This window comes from Pseudovibrio sp. Ad26 (genome assembly GCF_001623285.1).
GTDB classification, from domain to species: Bacteria; Pseudomonadota; Alphaproteobacteria; order Rhizobiales; family Stappiaceae; genus Pseudovibrio; species Pseudovibrio ascidiaceicola.
The window spans coordinates 21,696-40,895 of sequence record NZ_LMCE01000043.1 but is presented as its reverse complement, the minus strand read 5'-3'; the positions used below and the strand labels follow the sequence as shown (position 1 = coordinate 40,895).

Genomic DNA, 19,200 nt, shown 5'->3' with positions numbered 1-19,200 from the left:
ATCGCATTTGCTGGTTTTTGAGGACATCACATGCCAGATCAGAAAAAGAGCATTCTTCTCGTTGAAGATGCCAATTTCTTTGCTCGCGTTACTGAAAGCGAGATTGAGCGTGCGGGGCATTATCATGTCACGACGGCGAAAACGTATGCTCAGGCTAAAGCTATATTGGAAGAAGGGAAGGTAAAGCCGTTCCTTGCTCTTGTTGATCTGACGCTGCCAGATGCGCCGGATGGTGAGGTCGTGGATCTGACCATCAACGCAGGGCTGCCGACAATTGTATTCTCCGGGCGCTTTGATCAGGGCACTCGTCGATCCATCCTGAAGAAAGGGATCGTTGATTATGTTCTCAAGGACTCCCCTGCCAGTCTTGGGTACCTTGGCGAGTTGGTCAATCGTGTAGACAGAAACCTCAGCACCAAAGTATTGATCGTGGACGATTCCTCGCATGCATTGGCGTTGTTAAAGAAACGGCTTCAGCTTTATTGCCTTCAGGTGATCACGGCAACTTCCGGCGAAGAAGCGTTGGAAACACTCAAGCAAAACCCTGATATCAAGCTGTTGATCATCGATCACCTGCTGCCAGGAGCGACTGGCTTTGAAGTCATGACGCGGATCCGCCGGAGGCATAGTTTCAGTACATTGGCGGTGATTGGGATATCGGCAACAGACGACCCTGCCCTGACCGCAAAGTTCCTGAAATCCGGCGCTAACGACTTTCTGAACAAAGCCTGCACGCCTGAGGAACTGATGCTGCGGGTTTCGCAGAACCTCAATCAGTTGGACCGCATAAGTGAACTGACTGAAATGGCTCATCGTGATCCAATGACAGGCCTGTTCAACCGGCGCCATCTCTACAACGTCGTCGATAAACTTCATAAAGACCAGATGCTCGCTGGCAAGGAGATGCGATATGCCATGATCGATATTGATCGCTTTAAGCAGATCAATGACAAGTTTGGCCATGAAACCGGAGACAACCTGATTATCTCTGTCGCGCATCGCATTTCGGATCTCCTGCCACCACGAAGCGTTGCCATTCGCATTGGTGGAGATGAGTTCTGTGTTGCACTGCCCGATATTGATGAACCAACATCCAAGCAGTTTCTTTCTGAGCTCAGAAGTTCCATGCCGGTCACAGATCCCGGGAACGACGAGCATACGTTTGCACCAACGATCAGTGTCGGTCTTTCAGCAGGCTCTGAGAAGTCACTGGCGAGCGCTCTGAGGGTTGCGGACCGTTGCCTGTACAGAGCCAAGAAATCGGGCCGCAACCGCATTGTAACGTCTTCTGCAACCACTCTTGATGCCATGTAGTCTGACGGCACACCTTAGCCGTCAGATTGTCCTTCCTCCATCGACTTCCAAAGCAACACCCGTGATAAACTGGGCTTCATCTGAAGCAAGCCAGAGCGCTGCGTTTGCAATGTCTTCTGGTTTGGAGAAGCGCCCCAGAGGAATGCTGTCACGAAACTGCTGGCGCTTTTCTGGGGTATCTTCGCCCATGAAGAGCGCCAACATGCCGGTTTCGCCAGCAACTGGGCACAAGGCGTTGACGCGGATGTTTTGCGGAGCAAGCTCTACGGCCATGGATTTGGTTGCAGTTATGACCCACCCTTTGGAGGCATTGTACCAAGTGAGCCCGGGACGCGGACGGATGCCCGCTGTAGACGCGGTGTTGATGATGACGCCGCCACCCTGTTTTTCCAACTCAGGCAAAGCTTCAAGCGTTGTCAGGTAGATGGCTTTGGCGTTCACTTCAAAAATACGATCAAAGTTATTTTCATCTACCTGCTCCATTGGGCAATTGCGATGGGTGTAGCCAGCGTTGTTGACGACGACATCCAAACGCCCACTTATCTCAATTGCGTAAGCGACCATGGCTTTCACATCAGAACGCACGGTGACGTCTGTCTCAATGGCATGCGCGTTGTCACCGATTGCATCAGCAAGATTTCTTGCTGCAATTCCATCGAGATCAGCGATGATGACCGTTGCGCCTTCTTGCGCATACTTTCGAGCGATACCTTCCCCGAAACCAGCGGCACCACCAGTGATTATTGCAGTTTTTCCTTCCAATCGTCCTGACACGCTTTTCCTCCCCGCGTGTGAAAGTCCGCCTTAAGCGTGACTGACAACAATGGTTTTCAGAACAGAGAATTCTTTAAGTGCTTCAAAGCCTTTTTCCCTGCCGTGACCAGATTTCTTAACCCCGCCAAATGGCAGCTCAACCCCGCCGCCTGCTCCGTAGGTGTTTACGAAGACCTGACCGGATCGGATGGCTTTGGCGACACGCGTTGCTCTTGCGATGTCTTTGGTCCAAATGCCGGCCACGAGCCCGTAAGGAGTGCCATTGGCAATGCGAATTGCTTCTTCTTCCGTTCGAAATGGAATGAGAGAGAGAACCGGGCCAAAAACTTCGTCCAGTGCAAGTGAGTGATCTGTTGGAACCGGACCGTAAACTTTTGCTGTGGTGTAGTAGCCTTCTGTCGGCGCGTCCGGCGCGATTGTCCCCTCCCCGATGAGCGGAATACCGTCGGCTTCCGCCTGCTCGCAAAAGGCGTTCACACGGCGGAGCTGGCTCGCGTTAATCAATGGGCCGAGATCACGATTGTCCTTGTATTGGCCTGAAACAGTACTTCTGAAGGCGGATCTGAGTGTATCAACTGTCTCTTCCCAACGACTTTGATGCACCAGAACACGAGATCCGGCAGAACAGGTTTGGCCGCCATTCTTCAAAATGCAGTCCTGAATGACAGGCAACGCTTTGCTTAAGTCAGCATCTTCGAAGATAATTTGCGGAGATTTACCGCCAAGCTCCAATGTACATCCGATATGATTGCGCGCGGCGGCAGACTGGATCATCGCACCAATATCCGGCGATCCTGTAAAGGTGATGAAATCCACTTCAGGATTATAAGAGAGCGCAGCTCCGGCCTCTTCTCCCAGGCCTGTCAAGATGTTGAGCGTTCCAGCCGGAAACCCAGCTTCTACTGCAAGTTTGGCAGTCTCAATGACAGATAAGCAGGCATATTCAGAGGGTTTAACGACCAGTGTGTTGCCCATGGCTAACGCTGCTCCTGCAACGCGCGCAAAGATTTGCATGGGGTAATTCCATGGCACGATCGAGGCAACGACACCATGCGGCTCGCGAACTGTCATAGCGAGGTAATCAACTGCAATCGGTAGCGTCTCTCCTGTGATTTTGTCAGCCGCCCCACCATAAAACCGGAAGTACTGGATTGCAGCATCAATGTCCCCGTAGCCTTGGCTTAGGGGTTTACCGGTGTCACGTGCCTCAAGCTCTGCCAGATGATTCCGGTTTTGAGAGATCAATTCCGCAAGCCTTAATAAACGCTCTCCACGTTGCCCGGCAGATAGTGTGGCCCATTCCTTTGAGATGAGTGCTGTTCTTGCAGAAGAAACCGCTTTACCGACATCAGATGCAGTACACCGAGGAATCGTTGCGTACGGCAAGCCCGTGCTTGGGCAGATCATATCAATGGTTTCTCCAGAGGACGCATCACACTGTAAGCCATTGATAAATGTTTGGTATTTTTTCAAATTCTGAGAATTGAGTGTTGCGCTAAACTCTGTCATTCCGCCCCCCTCGGATGATAAGCTTTGTGCTGGTCATCCAAACGCTAGTTCATGTAAGAGGGCGGCGCAATTCTCTTCTTGGGGGAGTTTCAATGGGGTTCGGTTGGTGTCAGAACCGTTGCTGAGCTCTTTACTCCATAAAACTGATTGTGCCACAATTCGGCATATATCCCGTCTTTCGCCAGTAATTCCGCATGCGTTCCTGCTTCAACAATCTGCCCTTTGTCCATCACGATCAGGCGGTCCATTCTGGCAACTGTGGTCAGGCGATGGGCAATAGCGAGGGTGGTTTTGTCCTTCATCACATCATTCAGGATCTCCTGAATATCCGCATCCAGCTTGGTATCCAACGCCGAGGTTGCTTCATCCAGTATCAGGATTGGTGGATTTTTCAGGAACACACGGGCCAATGCAATCCGTTGGCGCTGCCCACCGGATAGTTTGATGCCACGCTCGCCTACGAATGCCTCAAAGCCTTTTCGGCCTTTGTTGTCTTCCAGTGCCTCGATGAACTCCAACGCATGCGCTCGGCGGGCAGCTTCACGAACATCTTCCATCTCGACATCATCTTTTCCAAGCGAGATGTTGTCGAAAATAGACCTATGAAACAACGAGGTGTCCTGTGTCACCAACCCGATTTCTACACGCAGAGATTCCTGCGTGACACTTCGCAGATCCTGATGATCAATGGTGATAGCTCCACCTTCAACGTCGTACATGCGCAGCAGCAGATTCACGACGGTTGATTTGCCAGCACCTGAGTGACCGACGATACCTACCTTCTCACCGGGTTGGATGATGAACTTCAGACCTTTCACAATCGCGGTTTGCTGGCCGTAGGCAAAGTCGACATTGTTGAACTCAATAAGACCCTTCTCATAGTGAAAGTTCTTGGCCTCAGAATCGTCAACAAGACCAAGCGAGTGCTCCATGGTTCTGGCGGTGGATTTAAATGAGCCATATGAGCGGAAAAGGCCGGTTAACTGAGCAAATATTTCCAGCAGTTTGCCTTCCAGGCGAATGGCAAAACCAAGGACGATTGCAACTTCACCCGTTGTGATTGCCTGTTGATGCCACAACGCAAGACTTAAGCCCGTAAATGCAGCAAGACCACATGCTCCGACGAGTGCAACAAGCATCCGCGATGTAACCACTGTGGAGCGAAACCTAACTATTGCTTCTTTGAAACCTCTGAGCTGATTTGTGAAATGGCCAAGCGCACGATCATTACCCTGAAAGAGTTTCACAGTCTGAATGTTGGAGTAAACGTCAACAACAGAACCATTCACGGCATGCGCGATATCTGCTCCTTCTTTTGAAGCATCACGAATGATTGGCACGCGGATATACGCAAGGACAGCAAACAATCCGATCCAGATAAGCATGACTACTCCAAGATACCAATGCAGCCATGACAAGGCGATTAGGAGCGACCCTGCAAAGAAAAAGTTTGGGATGACAATCCCAATCCCCGCCCAGAACAGTTCTGCAACTTCTCGCCCACCTCCAAAGGTTTTGCTGGCGAGGTTTCCCGCAAACTCCTTTTGAAAGAACGTCATGTCCTGATTGAGTAGTCGATCAAAGAACGTGACACGCGATGAGGTGAGAATATTAACGTGAAGTGTCAGTGAAATCAGAACTTCATAAGCAATTGAAAATACTGGCTTTGCAACAAGAAATGCGACCGCAGCAGTCACAATCAGCCACATATTCTGCTGCCAGAACAGCTCTGGTCCACTCGCTTCCATCTGATCAATCAGGAAGCCAACAAATGACAGCAGGAAGACAGTCAGAATGGTTTCGACCAGCACCACCAGCAATAGAACCAGAGTGTGCTTTGGAAAGATGAACACGAGAGAACGCAGTTGTTGCAAATGCGTTTTGCTCTCCCATTCCATATGATTTTTGGCAAATGGGTCAACATGATTGGTTGCCCACTGATAAAGCGCATTCAGCACGATCTGCTCCGGGAGACAAAAAGAGAACACTTAGACTATCGCGCGACTCGGCTTGTGAAAACCCAGAAGAATTCATCTACTCAAATTTGAACTCGAGACTGTGTCATTTTGCGCAAGTTCGAGCACAACGCTTATTTTACCTTATTGAATTCAATACATTATCTCTACATTAGATTTTTCTAATTTTATGTATTGTTATTTTAGCATTTTCTAATATACTAATTTCAACTTTAAAAAAGGATTAGCCCAATGCGTTATCTTTCTAATTTAGGTGAGCGGTATTCTCCTCTGTACTTTTTGTCCGCCGTTGGTGCAGGTGGCTTGGCAATTAGCTTCTTTATGTACCTGATGTGGATGACACCACATAAGGGATCTCCTATCGCTAACTTTGCCTCTTTGACTGAGGCCTTCAACAACGGTTCCATCGCTATGCAGGCGCTGATTGTTGTGGCCGCGGTTGGTATTATCTTCTTCTCAGTTTTGCACTTTCGCTTGCTGTTCTGGAATTTTTCCGAGTACGGAAAGTGGAAACAAACCAAGGTTTTTGAAGGCTTTAAAAATTCCAACGCGGAAAGCCAATTGATGACTATTCCGCTGGCTCTTGCCATGACAGTCAATGTCAGCTTCATCGCGGGTGCGGTATTTGTACCTGGCCTTTGGAGCATTCGCGAAATCCTGTTCCCCTTCTCCCTGCTGGCATTTGCAGCTATCGGAGTGTTGGGCTTCCGCATCTATCTGGACTTCATCTCCCGTGTCCTGACAGAGGGTGGATATGAGTGCGCAAAGAACAACAGCCTCGGTCAGATGATCTCCGTGTTCGCATTTGCCATGATTGGCGTTGGCTTCTCTGCTCCGGCAGCTATGAGTCAAACCAAGGTGATTGCGGCAATCGGCATTGCTGGTAGTGCCCTGTTCATCGGCGCAGCGATTGTGATGGGGACAATCAAACTGATCCTCGGCTTCCGTTCTATGATGGAACACAAGGCTGCGGGTGAAACCACACCAACACTCTGGATCATCATCCCATTCCTGACCGTTGTTGGCATTGCAATCTACCGCATCAAAATGAGCCTTGCACATAACTTCGATGCACCGGTAACTGCTGGCGGTATCTATGTCTTCCTGATCAGCCTGTTCGCAATCCAGATCCTGTTTGGTCTGATCGGCTGGGCAGTCATGAAGCGGGTTGGCTACTATGACCGCTGGATTGCTGGTCCGGACAAGTCTCCAGGTTCTTACGCGCTGGTTTGCCCTGGTGTTGCATTGTTCGTCTTCGGTAATTTCGTAATCAATGCGGGTCTTGTGAAGCTTGGTGTTCTTGGTTCCATGTCCATCGCCTACTTCGCGCTGTACGCCCCGCTGATTGTAATCCAGATCGCGACAGTCTGGCTGTTCCTGAAGCTCAACGGAAAGATGCTTTCAGCGTCCAACCAGCTACAGGCTCAACCAGCAGAATAAGAAAAAGGCGGGTGTTTGACCCGCCTTTTCTCATTAAACTTGAATATCTTGCTCTAAAATCAGATTGGACGCCGCGCCCATGGTCTCGTACCAGCGGGCGCTTCTTTTCGCGCAAAGACTGGCTGCGTGTAGGCGGTGACCTCATTGAGGTTGCCGGACTCCAGATCAGCTCGTAGACGTGGGTTGTCCAGCGCGAAACTGTTGATGCCGACGCGGAGCATGAAGCCAATCTGATCGAGAATGAACGGACCAACCGCACGGATCTCGCCACCGTAGCGCAATCCATCTCTCAGGATGCGGGCAGCAGAGAAACCCCGACCATCTGCAAAGCTTGGGAAGTCTACTGCAATGAGTTCCAGCGCCTCAAGATGATCAGCCAGCTTTTCAGCCTTCTCACCAGCACGAAGCACAACACCTAAAGACAGGTTCGTCTGCTTAAGCTGTTGTTCTTCTGACAGAAAACGCTCCAGAGAGAAGATGAACTTCCCCTCAGCAGGCAGGGCATCATCCTCTGCGATGTAGGCCCAGTCATCGGCAACGATCTTGTCGTTCTTGAAGATCTCAGTGGTCTTTTTGAGTTCTGTTGTCATTTGAACCTCAGATGCTTTGGGCTGCGCCGCCCTTGGACGCACTTGAGAAATGAATTCCGCATTCGGTTTTGTTCTGGCCCCGCCAGCGGCCTGAGCGCGGGTCTTCGCCTGGAGCAACCTTATCCGTACATGGCATGCAACCGATTGAGGGGTACCCTTCCGCGACCAGTGGATGTGGTGGCAGGCCATTATCCTTTGCATATTGAAGGACTTCGGCAGCCGTCCAGTTGGCCAGCGGGTTCACTTTGATGCGACCTTCTTCGACTTCAAAATGCTCCAGACTGGCTCGAGTGTCAGCCTGATGGCGTTTGCGGCCTGATATCCAAGCTTCGAAACCACCAAGCGCTTTAGCAAGCGGAACCACTTTACGAATGTGGCAGCACCCGTCCGTATCAGACGCCCAGAGAGCACCTTTTGGGTCTTTCTCTGCAAGATCTTCTGGTTCAGGCGTGATGACACGCACGTCTAAAAGCCCAAGCTGTTCAACCAGTTCATCACGATAGCGCTTTGTTTCACCGAACAGTTTGCCGGTGTCGACAAACAGGACCGGTGTGCGCACGTCGATCTGAGAGACCATGTGAAGCAGCACGGAGCTGTCCGCGCCAAATGAGGACACCAGAGCAATCTCTCCAGAGAATTGCTCTGTGAGCGCGTGCTGCAGGATGTCCTGAGCATCGCGCTCAGAATACATCCGGTTCAGCAGCTTCACCTGTGCCTCCAAGGAGGCCTTATGTGATTGACTATGCTCCATAAAGAGCGTCCTTAAATGGCTGATCACCCAAGCGGCGGTAGGCTTCGATGAAGCTTTCTTCCTCATCCAGACGGTTCGCCAAATAGGTATCGACAACGGTTTCGACAGCATCTGTGATCTCTGCTTCCGGGAAGCCGCGACCGATGATTTTGCCGATGGAGGTGTTCTGATCCGCAGAACCTCCTAATGTGATTTGATAAAGCTCTTCGCCTTTGCGGTCTACACCCAGGATACCGATGTGGCCGACGTGGTGGTGACCACAGGCGTTGATGCAGCCGGAGATTTTCAGTTTCAGATCACCGATCTCATTCTGACGCTTAACTTCTTCAAACCGCTTGGAAATTTCCTGAGCAATCGGAATTGAGCGTGCGTTTGCCAGAGCACAGTAGTCCAGGCCTGGGCAAGCGATCATGTCGGTGATCAGGCCTGCATTGGAATCTGCAAGCTCATTGGCCTTCAGGATCTTGTAGACAGTGGGGACATCTTGCAGCTTCACGTGTGGCAGAACGAGGTTCTGCTCATGTGTGACGCGCAGCTCATTATGTCCAAACCGTTCTGCCACATCAGCAATTACATCCATCTGGTCTGCGGTCGCATCCCCCGGCGCTCCGCCAATTGGCTTCAGCGAGATGGTGACAGATGTGTAGCCTTCTGCTTTGTGCGCATGCAGATTGCGGCTTGAGAACAAGGCAAGATCACGGTCTTCGCGCTTGGCTGCTTCCAGCTCTGTGCTGATCTTTGGCAGGGCTTCAAAAGACGGCGGGGCGAAGTATTCGTTGATGCGAACGACTTCTTCATTTGGCAGGTCGAGGATACCGTTTTTGGTAGCCTCAAACTCAGTCTCAATGTCCTGCTTCAGCTCTTCCAGACCAGTTTCGTGAACCAGGATCTTGATGCGAGCCTTGTACTTATTATCGCGGCGACCATAACGATTGTAGACACGCAGGATCGCCTCGCTGTATGCCAGCAAGTCATTTTCTGGTAGGAAATCCCGTACCTTACGGCCAACCATCGGCGTACGGCCCAAGCCGCCGCCCACGAAGACCACAAAGCCGATTTCCCCATCTTCATTGCGGGTCAGCTGCAGGCCGATGTCATGGACCTGTACGGCTGCACGGTCATGTTCAGCACCTGTGATCGCAATCTTGAACTTGCGTGGCAGGAACAGGAATTCCGGATGCAGAGAGGACCATTGACGCAGGATTTCGGCGTAAACGCGTGGGTCTGCGAACTCGTCTGCGGCTGCGCCTGCGAACTGGTCGGAGGTGACATTACGGATACAGTTGCCGGAGGTCTGGATGGCGTGCATCTCGACGTCGGCAAGTTCATGCAGAATCTGCGGCGTATCAGAGAGCTTTGGCCAGTTGAACTGGACGTTCTGGCGCGTTGTGAAGTGGCCGTAGCCTCTGTCGTAAGTCCTTGCAATATGGGCAAGTTTACGCATCTGACTGCTGTTGAGCGTGCCGTATGGGATGGCAACGCGCAGCATGTAAGCGTGCAGCTGCAGGTAAAGACCATTCATCAGGCGGAGTGGCTTGAACTCGTCTTCGGTCAACTCGCCAGACATACGGCGGCGGACCTGATCTTCGAACTGGCTCACGCGCTGATTAACAAAGTCGCGATCAAATTCATCGTAGCGGTACATGGAAACTCCTGAATCTAAAAGGACTTAGGCCGAACGCAGGTGGCGTTCGGCTTGCTTGCCGAGGTCGAGACGAGTGGTTGGCCCTTGGGCGCGAATGCGCTCTTTCAGGCTCTTTGGCTGCAGGTGGCCGTCTTTCAGTTCCAGATCAATCGCGTAGGTGCCGAGAACGTATTGCTTGTCTTCACCGGCTTTTGCGAAATCCAGAGCTGAGGTCATGTCTTCGTCTGTGTTGAGGATCCAGGCTGCCTCAACAAACTCGACCCACTCTCCGTTGTGGCCGAGCCAGACGACATCACCATCGACCAGTCTGTTGGCGGTAATAGTTTTCATCGGGTCTCTCCCTAGGCTGCGACAACAGCCGGTAAACTTGCATATTTAATTGGGCTTAGAGGGAGCGAACGCGACTGATCTGCGTGGGCCACTGCCTTACCGATGATGATAAGTGTGGGTCCGGTGACGCTGTCGTGTTGCTCGAAATTACAAAGGTCTTGCAGGGTGCCTGCAAAATTGCGTTCTTTTGTCTGGGCTGCGTTTTCAATCGCCATGACTGGGGTGGATAAATCCAATCCTGACTTCACCAGAAGGTTGGCAACTTTTCCGGCAACGGTACGCCCCATATAAACAGCGGTTGTCGCTCCATTCAGAGCAAGATCCGCCCAGTCCGGGAGGATATCTCCATGCTGGTTATGCCCTGTAGCAAACACCAGCGAGGAGGCAACACCTCGTAATGTCAAAGGAATTTGCGCACTAGCGGCGGCAGCAAATGCAGCGGTGACACCGGGTACAATCTCAAAATCCACATCATGCTCACGCAGTGCGGCGATCTCTTCTCCAGCCCGGCCAAACACCATCGGGTCCCCTGCTTTCAGGCGGACAACCCGTTTGCCGGACTTGGCAGCAGAGACTAATAACTGGTTGATTTGCGTTTGCGTTGAACTGTGCGTTCCTTTGCGTTTTCCTACGCTGATGCGTGTTGCATCGCGACGCCCCATGGAAACCACGGCATCCGGTACCAATGCATCATAGAAAATGACATCTGCTTCTTGCAGGACACGCTGTGCGCGCAGGGTCAGCAGGTCTTCTGCGCCCGGGCCAGCGCCCACGAGCCAGACATATCCCCGCTGATCCTGCTCACTGTTCAGCAAGCGATGCGCTTCGGTCAGAGCCTTTTGTGTCTCACCAGCAAAAGTGTTCGCAGCTATAGTCCCTGAAAAAAATTCAGCCCAAAAGCGACGACGCGCACTTCCCGAAGGCATCAGCTTACCAACTGTAGCACGGAAGCTGTCTGCCAACCTTGCGAGTTGACCGGCTTCACGTGGTAACAAGGCTTCAACCTGTGCGCGGATGTGGCGGGCATAAACAGGGCCAACGCCTGTTGAGGTGATCGCCACGGCAACAGGTGCACGATTGACCATCGCACCGGTGTAAAAATCACAAAGCTCAGGACGGTCCACCGCGTTGACCGGGATGCCCTTCTCACGAGCTGCTTCCACAATTTCGCGATCCGACTCTTCTTCATCGGTGGCAGCAAACACGAGGACTGCGCCATCTAGGTAAGCCGGGTTGAACGCGCTGAGCATGAAGACACCGTCTGCATCGGCAACGGCTTCAGCCAGAGCTGCGCTAGGGCGCTCATGGCTGACAACGCGGATATGTGCTTTGGTTTGCGCCAAAAGCCTCACTTTCGCAGCAGCTTCATCACCACAACCAACAACAACAACCATTTTGCCTTCAACCTTGTGAAAGGTCGGAAAGACAGCGAGTTTATTGCTCTCGTCCTGTTGTGTGTTGAAGCTCTCTACCAAAGCCATTGCGCTCTCCAAGCGTTTTGGGATCATTGGGAGCGAGTTTACAGAGTGGAGTTCCTCTAAGCTCGGTATGGCATTCCAAAGCTGGATGACTGCGTAGAAAAGATTTTTTTCATGCGCTCGAACGGAGGAAAGATACGCTGACCTAAAAAACGGCGCATGTGAAATACCATTCTACATTATCAGCAGATAGAGCCACGTAAGCCCTCAAAATTACCGCTGCATTTTATGATTGAGAAAATAAATCTACATATTGCTATTACTCGTTCGAACAACAAACAGCAAAAATGAAAACCTATCAGTTTCGGACAACGCGCATTTTGAAGAATCTGGTTCTTCGTGTTTCACAAGCTGCTATCACGCGTTTTACGCTGAGTGCCAAGCCTATGAAATCTGTCCCGGCCTATCCTATTAAGTCTTCCAAACAGGATCAGACAGCATAGCCAGCCTTGTCCTTTTCCATTTCACTCAATATCCAGTCTCGGAACAGCTTTATTTTTCGGTTGTTTTTCTGCGTTTCACGGTAAACAAGCCAAACTGGATTTTCAGCCGTGCACTTTAACGGGAAAGGCTGAATAAGCAGGCCATCACGCAACGCACTTGAATGAAACAACGGTGTCAGGATCGCGACGCCATGCCCCGCAATTGCAATATTTCCATCAACCGTTTGCGTGCCCATTTGGGAAACGGGTTGGTTTGAAAAATCGGGGTCTTTCACGCCAGCTGCTTCAAACCAGTTTCTCCACCAAGGATCTCCTGTATCGATAATGGGAAGTTTCAGCAGGTCTTCGGGCTTGTTTACACCGCCAATGCTGTCAGCAAGCCTCGGACTTAACATGGGAGTATATGTAACTTCGGCTAGTTTAAAAGAACATAACCCAGGCCATTTTTTGGGGCTGTTTCTGATTCCTATATCGATATCAGAGGATGCAAAGTCGACAACATCGCCAGAGACTTCCAATTGAACAGCAATTTTGGGGTTCGCCATCTGGAACCCTCCAATACGCAACGAAAGCCAGTTCATGGCAAAGGTGGGAACCACACTTAGTTTCAGTGTCCCATCCTGCGTTCCTTGCACCGCCGAAAAGCCAGTCCGAATAGACTGAAAAGCCTCACTTGCAACTGCCGCAAGTTGCGCACCTGCATCCGTTAAAACAACTTGTCTTCCCACCCGATTGAACAAGGGTTTACCGGTACGATCTTCCAGCACTTTTATCTGATAACTCACCGCTGCTTGCGTCATTCCCAATTCTTCCGCAGCGCGGGTGAAGTTGGAATGTCTCGCTGCGGCTTCGAAGGCGCGAAGAGCGTTGAGTGGAGGTAGACCATTCGGCATTATTAATAAAATCTCCTTATGCTTTGATCCCTACATTCGATTGGACTGCAAATGCAACCTCCGGCATTAATTCCCCAACAACAGCAGGAGAAAAAGCATGGCAGATTTCACCGTAGAAACTCAGAAAACCAAAGCATTACCTAATACTTTCAATGTCTTAAAAAAATTATTTGGAGACTTTTTCTTTTCAATAAAAAGCGGGAGTGAGCGTTTGGATGCACGTGATCTGCCAGCACATTTACAAAAGGATATCGGTGTCAACTTAGAGTCAGGGCCAGTTATCAGATAAAGCGACATAAGGATGCCATATGATTCTTATTTATGTCTTAGATACCGATTTAGCTTGGCCCGCTTTGCTTCCGCAGCCTTTTCGATGTCCTCAGCCGAAAAGAGGCCTATCTCAATACATCTCTGGATCATATGTGAAAGATCACCAACTTCCGCAGCTAAGAGCTCAGCGTTGGTTTTCTCTTGATCGGGTCCTGTCGCGTTCACTCCAAAACGCAAAATCTTGCTAACCTGCTGTTGGACTTCAGCACATTCCTCCATCAGGACGATCAGCAGCTCGCGTTCGAGGCCGTCAGGAAGGTTATTGGCATCTTGCATGATATTCTCCGACTAACAAATCCAAACCAAGCATACAGCTGCATCACCCACCATAATGCGCGCTTACGATGACGCGGACTTCTACCAGGGCGCCTTCGCGGCGGAGGCCGGCGACCTCAACAGGGGTCCAGGCTGGGTAGGGTTTGGAGAATAACTCAAGGCGGATGGAGTTGAACAGCTCGAAGTGCTCTCGCAAGCCTATATGGTAGCTGGTCATTTCGACGATGGCATCCATCTCGACATTCGCTTCATGGAGGATGCATTCGATTTTTTTGAAGGTGTTGCGGAACTGGGCCTCAGGGTCTTCCGGCATCAGGCCGCTCATATCCGCGCCTGTCATGCCACTCAAGAAGATGTGGTTTCCTGAGAAGATGGCTGGTGACATGTTGAGCTCTTCTGAGACAGACTGAAACTCATGCGGAAGCACTAAACGCTTGACCATAAAATACCTTTCACGGCGCATCTCTAAGGAGTGTTGTTTGCATTTAGAGACATGCAAACCTAAAACGCCCCCTGAACTTATCAGAGGGCGACGCAAATCCAAATGGCATTGTCACATGCTAGTGCCTATTGCTTAAACTTGGATTCTATGAACTCAACGGCTTTACAAGGAATGTAGTTGCCGCGTCTGATCAGGTTGCGGGACTTAGATTTGTAGACCACATCTCTAAGCACCAGATACGCAGGCAGTTTGGCGCCGGAGCCGTAGACTTTCATGATCATTTCCGCCCATTTCTTTGCCAGATCACTTGGCTTATCGACGATAGGTACGCCATTGTGCTTTTCACCGGTGTATTTGAGGATCAATTCCTTTTGAACCGCAGGCTTTGACAGGGCTGCCAGTGCACCTGTCAGCGAGGCTTCGTGATCCTTTGAACTGCCGTCTGTTTCTGTACGGCCACCTTCCGATGCACCGTCAGTCTCTTCTACTTCCTCTTCTTTTTCTTTGACGACTACATTGTAGAGATTCTTCTTGCCATTTGGGTCAGGCTTGAACTCGATCTCAAACATCATTGCCCAGGGCTGTTTACTTGCCCACTTCTTGATGTTCTTGAGGCTGGTACCCTTGCCCATTTTGGCAATAACCTGATCAAGAATGTTTTTCTGCAAAGCATCGAATGCTTCGTGAGCTTCGCCAAAACTTTCCAGCAAGCCCTCGCCTTTGGAACTGAGGAACTTCTCAAGCTCTGCTTTATGTGCTTGCAGTTTCTCAGCTTTGCGGGCCTGGTCTGCTTTGAGGTCAGCCATATTGTCTGCAAGGTCAGCCAAATCTCCGGCCATGTTTTTTGGTGCTGTGCGAAGCTTTTGAGCTGCCTGAACGGACTCTGAGGTATCCTTATAGGTCACCACGTGCACTTTCTTTTCAGGCTTGCCGCGCTTGAGTTTTCCTTTAAGGCCAGAGCGGTTTTCGCGATACCAGACTTCCTTCACTTCCATATAGTCAGGCAGTTGATCCGATATGTCCTGGCCTTGCTTTTGCGCTGTTAGCAGGGTTTTGGCCCATGCCATGGAGGCCTCGCTGGGTATGCCCACGAATGGCACGTCATCCGGCCCTTTTTCTCCTGTTTCGCGATGAGACATGGAAGCCATCATCTGGCCTGAGCGAAGGCCATTGAAGACCAGCTCCGGAGTGTTTGCCAGATCTGTTTTGGTTACAGCTTTGTGGGGCATGTCCACGTGGTTGTCGACCATCGGGTCGCCCGTGTTTGCTTGCGTTTCCGGCGCTGTACGCTGTTCTGAAGTGATGGAGTACTCACGTCCTTCCTTCTTAATGTTGACCTTCATCATCGGCGCCCATGGCTGTGTCTCTGCCCATGCAAGGGTCTTCTTGACGTTGTTGCTCTTGCCAAGGTGGGTGTGCACCATTTCTTCTGCTGTGCGCTGTAACCCAGAGGAGGCGAAGACAGCTTTGGGCCGCTCATCAGACAGTTGCAGAACGGCTGCTTCGACCTCAGCCCCCCGACTGATTGCTACTTCTACGCAGTTGGTGCAATTGAGCGCGAAGGCCATTTGTTTGGAGGTGGCGGTGCCATAGGCGATGGCTTCTTCTTCCAGCCCGGCCAGTCGTTTCTTTTCGCGATCCGTCACCGCATTCGCTTTGGCTTCGTGCAGGGTCTTCATCATGGTGTCGCCAAAGGCTTTTTCCTGCATCAACTCTTTGGTTGTGGCCACCAGCTCATTGCCCAACACCTTCATATTCTGGCTGAAGAACATAATGGTTTCGCGCTGAGCAGTCTCCATCTGGTTGGAGGGTGTATCACTGGCCTGACGGAGATAGGCTCTGAACTCAGGCGCGGTTGCCTGATCCTGAAACGCTTCACGGGTGAGCTGGCGGGATTGTTTTTTCAGCTCAATTTCGTGCTGCATCAGCACCATTTGCCGGGCTTTAGTATCACTCTCCCCTAAGGTGCCTTTGACCAGTCGGTCCCATTTGACGGCCTCCGGGTCTGCATAGGCTGCGCCCAACGGGTCTTCATCATAGTGGGATTTTTGGGATTGGTAGGAGTTGAGCCGCTCCGTGAAACCTTCAGTAGGTCTGATACCCGCATCACTCAAAGCGGCAGTCAGCGGGCGCTTTTTACGTTCTTCAGCCGGTGTGCCAGCAACCACATAATCTGCGATGTCAGGATCAATGGTCCAATCCGGGGTATCTTCATCAGTCTCCTGACCGATGGCGGCCGTTGCCTCAGAGGGTTTGCTGGTGACGCTTGTGGAGCGCTTCTTCCGGGCACCACCAACGAGATCATGGAACTTCCAGTTCATCTCTGAATAGACTTTTTTCAGCCAATCATCGTATTTGGGGGCTGACTCTTGTCCCGGCATAGACACACCTCTTCTGACCTTGCGTCATACAAGAGGTTTACCACGTTCACATTGGCGTGATGATGGTGGTCTGGCGGCTTAGTTAGCGATTGGCTAGCGGCAAGGTCACAATGCAAAAGAAAAGCCCCGGCAGACCGGGGCTCTCCTGATTAATCATCTGGCTTCACTGCACTTATTTTAGGCGCTGAAGTACGGAGACGTAGTTGGCAACGGCTGCGCCGCCCATGTTGAAGATGCCGCCGAGTTCTGCGCCTTCAACCTGAATGCCGCCAGCAGTGCCTGTGAGCTGCATGGCTGTGAGGGCGTGCATGGAAACACCGGTTGCGCCGATCGGGTGGCCTTTTGCCTTCAGACCGCCAGATGGGTTGACCGGCAGTTTGCCATCCTTCTGGGTCCAGCCTTCCAGGATGGCTCTTGCGCCCTGACCTTCTGGTACCAGACCCATGGCTTCGTATTCGATCAGCTCAGCGATGGTGAAGCAGTCGTGAGTTTCAACGAAGGACAGGTCTTCGATGGTAATGTTGGCCATGGAGAGCGCGCGCTTCCAGGCTTCTGTACAGCCTTCGAACTTGAGGATGTCGCGCTTAGACATTGGCAGGAAGTCCTGCGCATGGCCCATGCCGCGGAAGGCAACGGCCTTTTTCGCGGAGAGTGCAGTGGTGGTGTCAGTAAGGACGATGGCTGCTGCACCATCGGAGACCAGCGAGCAGTCTGTACGCTTCAGCGGGCCAGCCACGAACGGGTTCTTCTCGCTCTCGTTGAGGCAGAACTCGACGCCAAGATCCTTGCGCATCTGCGCATATGGGTTTTCGACGCCGTTCTTGTGGTTCTTTGCAGCAATATGGGCCAGCGCTTCGCTCTGGTCGCCATGCTTCTGGAAATACATGCCAGCGATTTTGCCGAAGACGCCTGCGAAACCAGCCGGGGTGTCGCCATCTTCCGGAAGGTAGGAAGCTTTGAGCAAGTTCGCACCGATTTCGCGACCTGGCGTGGTGGTCATCTGCTCAACACCAACGACGAGCACGAACTTGGCGTCGCCTGCCTTGATGGATTTGACGCCCTGATGCACTGCAGCTGAGCCGGTCGCACATGCGTTTTCAACGCGGGTAGTTGGCTTGAAGCGCAGTTTGTCATCTGCCTGAAGCACCAGGCTTGCTGTGAAATCCTGCTTGGAGAAACCTGCATTGAAGTGACCCAGAACGATCTCATCAATGTCTTCAGCGGCGAGACCGGCATCGGCAATCGCTTGCTTGGCAACTTTTGTGACTAGAGTCTCTACAGTCTCATCTGCCAGTTTGCCAAACGGTGTGTGTGCCCAACCAATAATTGCGGCCATTTTCTTCTCCCAAAGAATTTAAAGTGGGTGCCGAAAGTCTCGCCTCAAACCCGGCTCTCAAATGCGCGCAAATCGTTTCACCCCTGCGCGCGAGATGCAATCATACGGAAGTTGTAGTGAACGGGGCTATCCGAGGGACTTTATGCTAGGTTTTGTCGATCTGACAGTCATTTCCACCCAAGCAGGGTGATGGTTGCTGGTTAGCCTTCTCCGCGTGAGCAAGGTTAGACTGGCGGTGTGCGATGACTTTCTCATTCATCTCCCCTTATTTGATATTGATGGGTTTCTATTGGGTGAAAACAGTCCTTCATATTGAACGAATTTCGGAATGTGTATGGGGGAGTAAACTCTAGATTATTGCGGATAATCCAAGAGTTTGAGGCCCGATATCTCCACCCAGAGCAAAATCATCGACATTGCAGCAAAGCGAGCCCAGCAAGGAAGGCCAACCGCTGACGAGCGATCTGATGAGGCCCGCATTTCAATGTCCGTTTTCATCATCGCGATGAATGAGGAAGACCGTATTGGACAGACGATTGCCAGCTGCATTCACTGGGCTGATGAGGTCATTGTGATTGACAGCGGATCTACGGACCAAACCGTCACCGTCGCCCAGCGCATGGGGGCACGTGTGCTGCACAATGACTGGAACGGGTATGGCTTGCAAAAACGGTTTGGCGAGGACCAGTGCCGGAATGACTGGATCCTGAACATTGATGCCGATGAGGTGGTTACGCCTGCATTGCGTGATGAGATACTGGGCTTGTTCCAGACCTCCGTTCTAGCGGAGAACGACTTTTGGGAGGTGGACATCTGCGATGTGTGGCCTCACGAAAAGACCGCTGCAAAACACGCTTACTCTCATAAGCAAATCCGGCTTTACCGCAGGAGTGTAGGCCGTTTTTCTGCCAGCTCGGTGCATGACACGGTCCGTCCACCCAGCGATGCCAAGGTGGGTATGCTGAAAGGGCATATGGACCACCGCAGTATTCCCAGTGTCGCCTTCCACTTTGAGAAGATGAACCGCTACTCCACCATGCAAGTGCATGAGATGCGTGGACGGGGGCGCAAAATGCCAAAGTCACGGCTGCTCTATGAGTTTCCCGCAGCCTTTCTGAAGGGCTATCTGGTGCGCGGATACTGCCGTTATGGCTGGTGGGGCCTAATTGCCTCAACCAATTACGCGGTTGGGCGATATCTGCGGGTCGCGAAATCCATTGAAGCAGATCTTCTGGAACAAGCTCATGCATCTCAGAGGGGTTCAGCTGCTGTGCGGCAGGATAAGACCTGAG

General features: G+C 51.5%; 17 protein-coding genes. 4 read left to right on the top strand and 13 right to left on the bottom strand.

Annotated elements, in window-relative coordinates; all coding sequences use genetic code 11:
- Positions 1–30 precede the first annotated feature (30 nt).
- Entirely contained in the window at positions 31–1,314 is a 1,284-nt protein-coding gene (locus PsAD26_RS06015) for a diguanylate cyclase (protein ID WP_063309680.1), read from the top strand.
- Between the two features lie 21 nt (positions 1,315–1,335).
- On the opposite strand, the gene PsAD26_RS06010 is transcribed toward PsAD26_RS06015, so the two are convergent.
- The 3 genes from PsAD26_RS06010 to PsAD26_RS06000 all read right to left on the bottom strand — a co-directional run bounded on the left by PsAD26_RS06010 (position 1,336) and on the right by PsAD26_RS06000 (position 5,555).
- Positions 1,336–2,088, bottom strand: coding sequence for an SDR family oxidoreductase (locus tag PsAD26_RS06010; RefSeq protein WP_063309679.1), 753 nt, complete (start codon positions 2,086–2,088; stop codon positions 1,336–1,338).
- Positions 2,089–2,118: 30 nt separating this feature from the next.
- The gene (locus PsAD26_RS06005) at positions 2,119–3,597 is read right to left on the bottom strand and encodes an aldehyde dehydrogenase family protein (protein ID WP_063309678.1); all 1,479 of its coding nucleotides are present in this window, start codon (positions 3,595–3,597) and stop codon (positions 2,119–2,121) included.
- An 89-nt stretch (positions 3,598–3,686) separates the two neighbouring features.
- A complete protein-coding gene (locus PsAD26_RS06000; RefSeq protein ID WP_208985533.1) occupies positions 3,687–5,555 on the bottom strand; it encodes an ABC transporter ATP-binding protein in 1,869 nt (622 codons plus the stop codon).
- A 249-nt stretch (positions 5,556–5,804) separates the two neighbouring features.
- On the opposite strand from PsAD26_RS06000, the gene PsAD26_RS05995 reads away from it, so the two are divergent.
- On the top strand, positions 5,805–7,013 hold the full coding sequence (locus PsAD26_RS05995) for a hypothetical protein (RefSeq protein WP_063286879.1): 1,209 nt from the start codon (positions 5,805–5,807) through the stop codon (positions 7,011–7,013).
- 59 nt (positions 7,014–7,072) lie between these two features.
- Here the strand turns inward: PsAD26_RS05995 and PsAD26_RS05990 are convergent, their stop codons facing one another.
- From PsAD26_RS05990 to PsAD26_RS05965, 6 genes are all read right to left on the bottom strand, one after another.
- The gene (locus tag PsAD26_RS05990) at positions 7,073–7,603 is read right to left on the bottom strand and encodes a DUF934 domain-containing protein (protein WP_063309677.1); all 531 of its coding nucleotides are present in this window, start codon (positions 7,601–7,603) and stop codon (positions 7,073–7,075) included.
- A 7-nt stretch (positions 7,604–7,610) separates the two neighbouring features.
- The gene (locus PsAD26_RS05985; RefSeq protein ID WP_063309676.1) at positions 7,611–8,354 is read right to left on the bottom strand and encodes a phosphoadenylyl-sulfate reductase; all 744 of its coding nucleotides are present in this window, start codon (positions 8,352–8,354) and stop codon (positions 7,611–7,613) included.
- Entirely contained in the window at positions 8,344–9,999 is a 1,656-nt protein-coding gene (locus PsAD26_RS05980) for a nitrite/sulfite reductase (RefSeq protein ID WP_063309675.1), read from the bottom strand. Before PsAD26_RS05980 ends, PsAD26_RS05985 begins: the two co-directional genes overlap by 11 nt.
- Positions 10,000–10,023: 24 nt before the next feature.
- Complete coding sequence (locus PsAD26_RS05975) at positions 10,024–10,329, bottom strand: DUF2849 domain-containing protein (RefSeq protein ID WP_063290794.1); 306 nt, start codon at positions 10,327–10,329, stop codon at positions 10,024–10,026.
- A gap of 11 nt (positions 10,330–10,340) precedes the next feature.
- On the bottom strand, positions 10,341–11,810 hold the full coding sequence (cysG, locus tag PsAD26_RS05970) for a siroheme synthase CysG (RefSeq protein ID WP_208985532.1): 1,470 nt from the start codon (positions 11,808–11,810) through the stop codon (positions 10,341–10,343).
- A gap of 427 nt (positions 11,811–12,237) precedes the next feature.
- Complete coding sequence (locus PsAD26_RS05965) at positions 12,238–13,143, bottom strand: LysR substrate-binding domain-containing protein (RefSeq protein ID WP_063309673.1); 906 nt, start codon at positions 13,141–13,143, stop codon at positions 12,238–12,240.
- A 97-nt stretch (positions 13,144–13,240) separates the two neighbouring features.
- On the opposite strand from PsAD26_RS05965, the gene PsAD26_RS05960 reads away from it, so the two are divergent.
- A complete protein-coding gene (locus PsAD26_RS05960) occupies positions 13,241–13,432 on the top strand; it encodes a hypothetical protein (protein WP_063309672.1) in 192 nt (63 codons plus the stop codon).
- Positions 13,433–13,458: 26 nt separating this feature from the next.
- Here the strand turns inward: PsAD26_RS05960 and PsAD26_RS05955 are convergent, their stop codons facing one another.
- The 4 genes from PsAD26_RS05955 to PsAD26_RS05940 all read right to left on the bottom strand — a co-directional run bounded on the left by PsAD26_RS05955 (position 13,459) and on the right by PsAD26_RS05940 (position 17,908).
- Positions 13,459–13,749 carry a hypothetical protein gene (locus PsAD26_RS05955; protein WP_063309671.1) on the bottom strand — a complete coding sequence of 97 codons (291 nt, stop codon included), beginning with the start codon at positions 13,747–13,749 and terminating at the stop codon, positions 13,459–13,461.
- A gap of 43 nt (positions 13,750–13,792) precedes the next feature.
- Positions 13,793–14,191 (bottom strand): RidA family protein, encoded by a 399-nt coding sequence (locus PsAD26_RS05950; protein ID WP_063309670.1) that lies wholly within the window; start codon positions 14,189–14,191, stop codon positions 13,793–13,795.
- Positions 14,192–14,316: 125 nt separating this feature from the next.
- Positions 14,317–16,572, bottom strand: a complete 2,256-nt coding sequence (locus PsAD26_RS05945; protein ID WP_063309669.1) for a hypothetical protein — start codon at positions 16,570–16,572, stop codon at positions 14,317–14,319.
- Between the two features lie 172 nt (positions 16,573–16,744).
- Positions 16,745–17,908: an acetyl-CoA acetyltransferase gene (locus tag PsAD26_RS05940; protein WP_063309668.1), complete on the bottom strand. Its 1,164-nt coding sequence runs from the start codon at positions 17,906–17,908 to the stop codon at positions 16,745–16,747.
- 376 nt (positions 17,909–18,284) lie between these two features.
- Here PsAD26_RS05940 and PsAD26_RS05935 point away from each other — a divergent pair, with 376 nt between their 5' ends.
- Positions 18,285–19,199 (top strand): glycosyltransferase family 2 protein, encoded by a 915-nt coding sequence (locus PsAD26_RS05935; RefSeq protein ID WP_063309667.1) that lies wholly within the window; start codon positions 18,285–18,287, stop codon positions 19,197–19,199.
- Position 19,200: the final 1 nt, after the last annotated feature.